The sequence below is a fragment of the Flavobacterium sp. UBA7680 genome (genome assembly GCF_002482975.1).
In the GTDB taxonomy this organism is placed as follows: Bacteria; Bacteroidota; Bacteroidia; order Flavobacteriales; family Flavobacteriaceae; genus Flavobacterium.
Window position 1 is genome coordinate 64,233 of record NZ_DLHA01000039.1, and the last position, 7,761, is coordinate 71,993.

The 7,761-nt window shown below is 33.9% G+C and carries 4 protein-coding genes; all 4 read left to right on the forward strand.

The window, feature by feature from the left end:
* The first annotated feature begins 7 nt into the window (after nt 1-7).
* Nucleotides 8-1,168 carry a galactokinase gene (galK, locus tag B3C18_RS17810; protein WP_291149624.1) on the forward strand — a complete coding sequence of 387 codons (1,161 nt, stop codon included), beginning with the start codon at nt 8-10 and terminating at the stop codon, nt 1,166-1,168.
* A 16-nt stretch (nt 1,169-1,184) separates the two neighbouring features.
* A complete protein-coding gene (locus B3C18_RS17815) occupies nt 1,185-2,246 on the forward strand; it encodes a UDP-glucose--hexose-1-phosphate uridylyltransferase (protein WP_291149627.1) in 1,062 nt (353 codons plus the stop codon).
* A 247-nt stretch (nt 2,247-2,493) separates the two neighbouring features.
* Nucleotides 2,494-4,179, forward strand: a complete 1,686-nt coding sequence (locus B3C18_RS17820; RefSeq protein WP_291149630.1) for a sodium/sugar symporter — start codon at nt 2,494-2,496, stop codon at nt 4,177-4,179.
* A 465-nt stretch (nt 4,180-4,644) separates the two neighbouring features.
* The coding region (locus B3C18_RS17825; protein ID WP_291149633.1) for a sugar-binding protein at nt 4,645-7,761 on the forward strand (3,117 nt) is incomplete at its 3' end.

Below are 7,761 nucleotides of genomic sequence, written 5' to 3' on the forward strand. Positions count from 1 at the left end.
CAATATAATGAGTGATATTTTAATACAAAATACGACTGCTTTTTTTGAGAAATCATTTGGCTCTAAGCCAGAAAAAGTGGTGCTTTCTCCGGGAAGAATTAATATTATTGGAGAACATATTGATTACAATGACGGTTTTGTTTTACCGGCTGCAATTGATAAAGTGATTTGTTTTGCATTTGAAAAAAACAATTCAAAAAAATCAAAAGTAATCGCCATTGATTTAAATGAAGAATTTGAAATTGATTTAACTCAGGAAGTAAAACTGAGCGATGTTGTTTGGACGAATTACATTCGCGGTGTTATAAAACAATTGCAGGATAACGGATATTCGTTTGATGGTTTCAATTGTGTTTTTAGCAGTAATATACCGGTTGGTTCGGGATTGTCTTCTTCTGCGGCTTTAGAATGCGGAACATTATTCGGAATCAAACAGCTTTTTGATTTAAAAATTGAAAAAGTTGATATAGCATTATTAGGACAAAAGGCAGAACACTGGGTTGGAATTAACTGCGGAATTATGGATCAGTTTTCAAGCGTTCACGGTCTTGAAAATAAGGTTATAAAACTAGATTGCAACACGCTTGATTTTGAATATCACAATGCTGATTTTAAAGATTATTCCTTGATTTTAATGGATAGTAATGTAAAACATTCTCTTTTTACATCGGAGTATAACACACGCAGAATTGAGTGTGAACAAGGGTTAGCGATTATTAAAAGTAATTTTCCTGAAGTAAAAAGTTTCAGAGATTGTTCTGAAGAACAGCTTTTAAGTATTCAGGATAAAATGAGCGAAACAGTTTTTAAAAGAGTTCATTTTGTTGTAAAAGAAATCAACCGAGTTATAAAAGCCTGCGAAGCGCTGGACAAAGGAGATATTGAACTTTTAGGACAATTGCTTTTTGAAACACATTATGGTTTATCTCAGGAATATGAAGTAAGCTGTGCCGAGTTAGACATGCTTGTAGACACTGCAAAAGCAGATGATGCCATTATTGGTTCTCGTGTTATGGGAGGCGGTTTTGGAGGCTGTACCATAAATTTAATCAAAAAAGGACATGAAAATCAGGTAAAAAGTAAGTTTTCAAATCTTTATTTAGATACATTTGGGATTGAATTAAAATTTTATGATGTAAAAATCTCAAACGGAACAACATTACTTTAATACCACACACAACACAATGAAAAATTTTGACATTAACGAAGATCCCCACAGACGTTTTAATCCCTTAATTAATGAATGGGTTTTGGTTTCACCTCATCGTGCAAAACGTCCGTGGCAGGGACAAAATGAAACCATTTCGACAGAATCACTTCCTAAACACGATCCCGAATGCTATTTATGTCCGGGAAATGTTCGTGCAAACGGAGTTAGTAATCCGGCATACAAAAGCAGTTTTGTTTTCGACAATGATTTTGCTGCTTTAAAACAGGATGAAATTATTTTTGAAGAAGATATTAAGCATACATTTTTTAAGGCAAAACCAGAACAGGGAATTTCGAGAGTGGTTTGTTTTTCTCCAAGACACGATCTTACGCTTCCGGAAATGGAAGTTTCAGATATTGAAAATATTGTAAAAACCTGGCAGAAAGAGTACACTGATTTAGGAAATATAAAATATATCAACCACGTTCAGATTTTTGAAAATAAAGGAAGTGTTATGGGCTGCAGTAACCCGCACCCGCACGGACAAATCTGGGCGCAGTCTTCATTGCCAACTCAGGTTGAAAAAACACATAACAGCTTAAAATCGTATTTTGATAAAAACCACAGAACTTTATTAGAAGATTACGTTCAGGCCGAATTAAAAGTAGGAAGCCGTATCGTTATCGAAAACGAACATTTTGTGGCATTAGTTCCGTTTTGGGCAATCTGGCCTTACGAAACAATGATTGTAAGCAAAAGAGCTATCAGCAAAATCACTGATTTTACGGCTGAAGAAGTTTCGGCTTACGCCAAAATTTTAAAGCAGTTAACGATCAAATACGATAATTTATTTAATACTTCATTTCCGTATTCGTCTGGAATTCATCAAGCGCCAACAGACGGTTTTGATCATCCTGAATGGCATTTCCACATGCATTTTTATCCGCCGTTGCTTCGTTCTGCAACTGTAAAAAAATTCATGGTGGGTTACGAAATGATGGGAGAATCTCAAAGAGATATTACTCCGGAGAAAAGTGCTGAAATTTTAAGACAACAAGCTGAAGTACATTATAAAATGGCAGTAAAAATTGACTAAATTTTTACGTAATAGTCTGTCATTTGAAAATTTAACAGAATTATTTGCTTATAAATGTAAATAACACATTTAAAATAGTTGTTTTTTAAGTTTTTATTTTAAATTTGGCTTTCGTTCTTGTTTTGATAAAAAAATAACAGAATAAAAACACATATTTCATTTTTAAACATATTAAACCACATAAATATTAATTTCAAACTTTAACTTAAACAATCACCTATACTAATTATCTAAAATACTATCAACAATGAACCAAAACCTCGCACTCGCAGATTATGCGGTTTTTATTATCTATTTTATCGTAGTATCTGTCTACGGTTACACCGTTTATCGCAAACGTAAACAAGACGAACACGATGCTAAGGCATATTTTCTTGCAGAAGGAAACTTAACCTGGTGGGCAATTGGAGCTTCGTTAATTGCATCAAACATTTCAGCAGAACAATTCATTGGTATGAGTGGTGAAGGTTTCTTTTTAGGGATCGCCGTTGCCGCTTATGAATGGCTTGCCGCTATTGCTTTAATTATTGTAGCTGTTTGGTTCATTCCGGTATATCTTAAAAATAAGATATATACTATGCCTCAATTCTTAAAAACACGTTACAACGAATCGACTGCGTTGATTATGGCTGTATTTTGGTTGTTTTTATATGTATTTGTAAATTTAACTTCTATTCTATATTTAGGTGCAGTTGCTATTAACGGTCTTGCGGGAGGAGAATATCTTCACGTTATTATGATTGGTTTAGCGGTTTTTGCCTTGTTTATTTCTCTTGGAGGAATGAAGGTTGTGGCTTATACAGATGTTATTCAGGTTGCTGTATTAATTATTGGTGGATTGGTAACTTCTTATATCGCTTTAGTAACTGTAGGAGAAAAGCTAGGAATAAGCAGCAGTGCAATTGAAGGTTTCAAAGTATTAATGACAGAAGCTCCTGAGCACTTTAAAATGATTATTCCAAAACCAACTGCAACTTCATCACAGCTTGAAATTGATAAATATTTGACTTTCCCTGGTTTGATGTCTTACCTTGCTGGTATCTGGATTATCAACTTAAACTATTGGGGTTGTAACCAATATATTACGCAAAGAGCTCTTGGTGCAGATTTACAAACAGCACGTACAGGAATTTTATTTGCAGGAATGCTAAAATTATTAATGCCTTTAATTGTAATGTTACCTGGAATTGCTGCTTATGTACTATATACAAACGGACAATTACCACAATTAGTTGGAGGAAAAGATGGTGCTTATTCTGCTGTATTGACTTTCTTGCCAACTGGTTTAAAGGGACTTTCTGTTGCGGCGCTGACTGCTGCAATCGTAGCTTCATTGGCCGGAAAAGTAAACAGTATTTCGACAATCTATACTTTAGATATTCATAAAAAATACATTCAAAAAGAAGCTGGCGAAAAGCAACAGGTAAATATTGGTAGAATTACAGTATTTGCTGCCATGCTTTTAGCTGTTTTATTTACATGGAAAGATACTTTAGGTATTGGAGGAGTTGGAGGATTTACTTATATCCAAAAATATACAGGATTTATCAGCCCTGGAGTTTTCGCAATGTTTTTCCTTGGTATGTTCTGGAAAAGAACTACAGGAACTGCAGCTATTGTTGGAGTAATTTTAGGATTTCTTTTATCGGTTTTATTCAACGAATATGCTCCGGCTTTATTCGGAAACGACACATTATTATATACAGCTTATCCTAATGGAAAAGGTGCTTTCGAAATTCCATTCCACATTTGTATGGGATTATCATTCTTCTTTACGATGTTAGCTATGATTGGAATCAGTTTTGCTGGACCAAAAGTAAATCCAAAAGCGTTTGAAATAGACTCTGAAATGTTTAAAGTAAAACCACAAACAACAGTTTTAATTGTAATTACATTACTGATTATCGTAGCATTGTACGTTAAATTCTGGTAATTTTTTAATAAGTAATTTTGAAGTGAAAAGGGATCCTGAATGGGATCCCTTTTTTATTTTTTATTGATTATAATAAGGTTATAAAAAACACAACCTATTTTCAATTTAAAAACTGAAATTAAATACTCGACAATATTAAATTTTAACTTACAAGAGAATTTCATAAGATATTTAAGTTTTCATATTGCTGTTTTTTCAATTTTTAATTATTTTAAAAGATATATTTTCATAAAAATTAAAAGAAATCAATAGCTTTCTTCTTTTTTATAAAAAATTATATATAAATGAGGTTTCCCGTAAAAAACTAACAGGGTACTTTATTAGATTTGTGTGCAAATTTTAATTTATATTCTAATTAAGCCAATGAAAAAATTTCTACCACTGTTCTTTTTGAAATTTTCTTTTAATCAAAAAACCAGTTTTCAAAATTCTATTCAACCATTACTGTGTTATATCCTGTTTTTTATGGCAATCTCATTGAAAGCACAAATCGCAGAAAATGATCCAAGTAAATATGTCCCTAATATCATTCCTCCTTCCCCTACGGCTTACTCATTGGGTACTTACGGGAATACTCCAATTGGACTATTTACAGGATCCCAAAACATAAATATTCCTCTTTATACCTATAAAACGGCGAATCTGGAAGTTCCCATTACTATGTTTTACAGCTCTAATGGTATAAAGGTGGATGAGATTTCTTCAAATGTAGGACAAAGCTGGAACCTTAGCTTTGGCGGTACCATTACAAGAATAATAAGAGATAAACCAGATGAAACCAGAGGAGAATATCCTATTCCTATTTCAATTACCGAAGCAATGGGGCGCTATTCTCCTCCCGCTTTAGATTTTTACCAATATATTGGAGAAAATGATGTGGATACAGAATCTGATATTTTTAGTTTTAATTTTGGTAAATATTCCGGTAAATTTTTACTTAACAACGAAGGCGGTGTGGTTTTGATGCCGGCTCAGGAACTAAGAATAGAGTATACACTATCCCCTGAAAGTATAAATTTTGTAATTACTACACCTGACGGTGTCAAATATTATTTTGACAATCAGGAAATCACCACACAAAGAGTTGTAGGAGGAGGTCATTCTATTCCTAATATAACTGTTTCATCATGGTATATAAGCAGGATCGTACATCCTAAAGGAGATGAAATTCAGTTTACTTATGATGCTGCCGGGACTTCTTATACAGCTTCACAATCCCAAACTTACAGAATGCTTTACCCACGCATACAATATGATGCCGCTGGTAACCTTGAACAGTATACAGGCGGTTTAAGCCCAATGTATGACCACACCATAAGCTTAGCAGGCAAAGCAATAAAGTCAATAAAAAGCACAAACCCTTTTTACGGTGAAGTTGCATTTAACTATCTTTCTACTGCCAGTGCAGATGTAACAACCGGTAATAACAAAATATCTCAAATTACCATTAAAGATAAAAATGCTGCAGAAATTGACCGTATCAATTTTACTTACACTACAACCCCTAATAACAGGGTGTTTTTGGATAAAATTCAGTTTAAGGACATCAACCAAAACTATCAGTTTGAATACAACAACAGAAACAGTTTTCCGGCAAGATTATCTTTAAGCCAGGACCATTGGGGCTATTATAATGGTAAAAGTAATACCAATATTGTACCTGCTCTTACGGCTTACGAATTACAATCGGTAAACTATAATGGTGCGAATAAGGATCCTGATGGGAATTTTGCAAAAATTGGTCTGCTGACAAAAATTACTTATCCAACAAAAGGATATACTACATTTGATTATGAACCAAATGATTATTATGGTCAGATAACAGTTGAACCTTCCAGAGTTTACCAATCTATAAGTGCTGTAACTACAGAAGAAACAAACAATGCATCTTCACAATCCATGTATACTAATGGCGGTACAATACAAAACATCCCTATTGTAGCTGGTGTAAGCTTTTACTGTTCAGATCCAGATTTAAACATAGGCAAAAACAAAGCAACCATAAGTGTTTATAATACTACAGCAAGTAGATACGAAACCCTTTATAGAACAGATAATAATTCTGCTCTGGCTACTGGTCCTTATCAAATAACACCCAATACTGCTTCTGGAGCTAAAGTTTTCTATTTTGTTGCCACAGCAAACCAAACTTACCGTATTAGTCTAAGTTCTGACTGGTTTTGTACTTCATCTACACTAAACTATAATTATTTACCTGGAGGAGTTACTACTGTTCCTGGGAATGTTGCCACAGGTGGTATAAGGGTACAGCGAACTTCTGATTATGCTTCTGCCTCATCAGCTCCGGTAATCAAAAGGTTTTTTTATACAAAAAAAGACGACCTTACCAAATCAACAGGAAATAAAGGACAGGATCCTTACTATATAGATTTATATAAAGTCGAGAAAATTTTAGAGTCTCCGGGTGCAGGAACGTTTGGTGTGATAAGTTCGGCAACTTATTTAAACTTATCTTCAAGCAGTTTAACATCTTTATTTGATACAGGAAATTCCAATGTATTTTATAATTATGTAACTATTTCATACGGGTCAGATTCGTTTTTAAACGGAGGAGAAGAACACGAATTTATTGTTCACCGTGATGGGGCAGATGGTTTTGTACTAGGGACTTATGATGTAAGAAGCGCCCCTTTTTCTAACTTAGGCTGGGATAACGGCCTTTTGAAAAAAGTGAACTATTTCAATAAAGACCTGAAAATAGTTAAACAGACCATAAACGAATATGAAGAAAGAACGGCTTTAAGAAAAGAAGTCATATCTTATAGTGCAAGAAAAAATTATGAAAAAATTGCTTCAGCACCTGTTAATTATACATGTACAACAGCAGATTTAACCAAAAGAACTCCATATTGGCGATGTGTCGCAAATCATAGACATGAAATAATGATGAATGAGATATTTTTCGGAGACGGTTACACATGCATAGCCCCTGGTCATGATAACAGAACTACATATATAAACCATCCCTGCTATGGAGTTACACTCCCAAAAACAATCACAAATATTAATAATATTGATAACCTGAGCATTGTAGCTTATAAAAACTATGCTTTTTGGCATTACTTAAAATCTACTCAGGATATTACTTATGACAGCAATGGAAATAATCCTGTAAGCACAACCACTAATTATAATTACAGAGGGATTAATCATACCTTATTATCATCACAAACCTCAAGCAGTTCAAATCTGGATACACTGGAAACTAAATATTTTTATGCCAAAGATGCTGAAATGGCAGCTGAACCAGCTGTAACTGATTTAATAACGGCCAATATGGTTGAAGCACCTTTGGATACACAGACTTTTAGAAATACCGTAAAACTGTCTGAGCAGAAAACCAGTTATGAGAAAAGTATAAATACAAACAATTTATTACTGCCTAGATATGTGTATGCCAATAAAGGGGTACCTGCTATAGTTACTGCAGATAAAAAAATCACCTTTGACCAGTATGACACTAAAGGAAACATTATACAATATACAATTGAAAGTGGCACACCTGTTTCCATTATCTGGGGATACGGCCAGACAAAACCTATTGCCAAAATTGAAAATGCC

Excerpts from the sequence above, each read along its gene's own strand:
- galK (WP_291149624.1), top strand. The coding sequence starts at position 8 with ATGAGTGATATTTTAATACAAAATACGACTGCTTTTTTTGAGAAATCA.
- B3C18_RS17815 (WP_291149627.1), top strand. The coding sequence starts at position 1,185 with ATGAAAAATTTTGACATTAACGAAGATCCCCACAGACGTTTTAATCCC.
- B3C18_RS17820 (WP_291149630.1), top strand. The coding sequence starts at position 2,494 with ATGAACCAAAACCTCGCACTCGCAGATTATGCGGTTTTTATTATCTAT.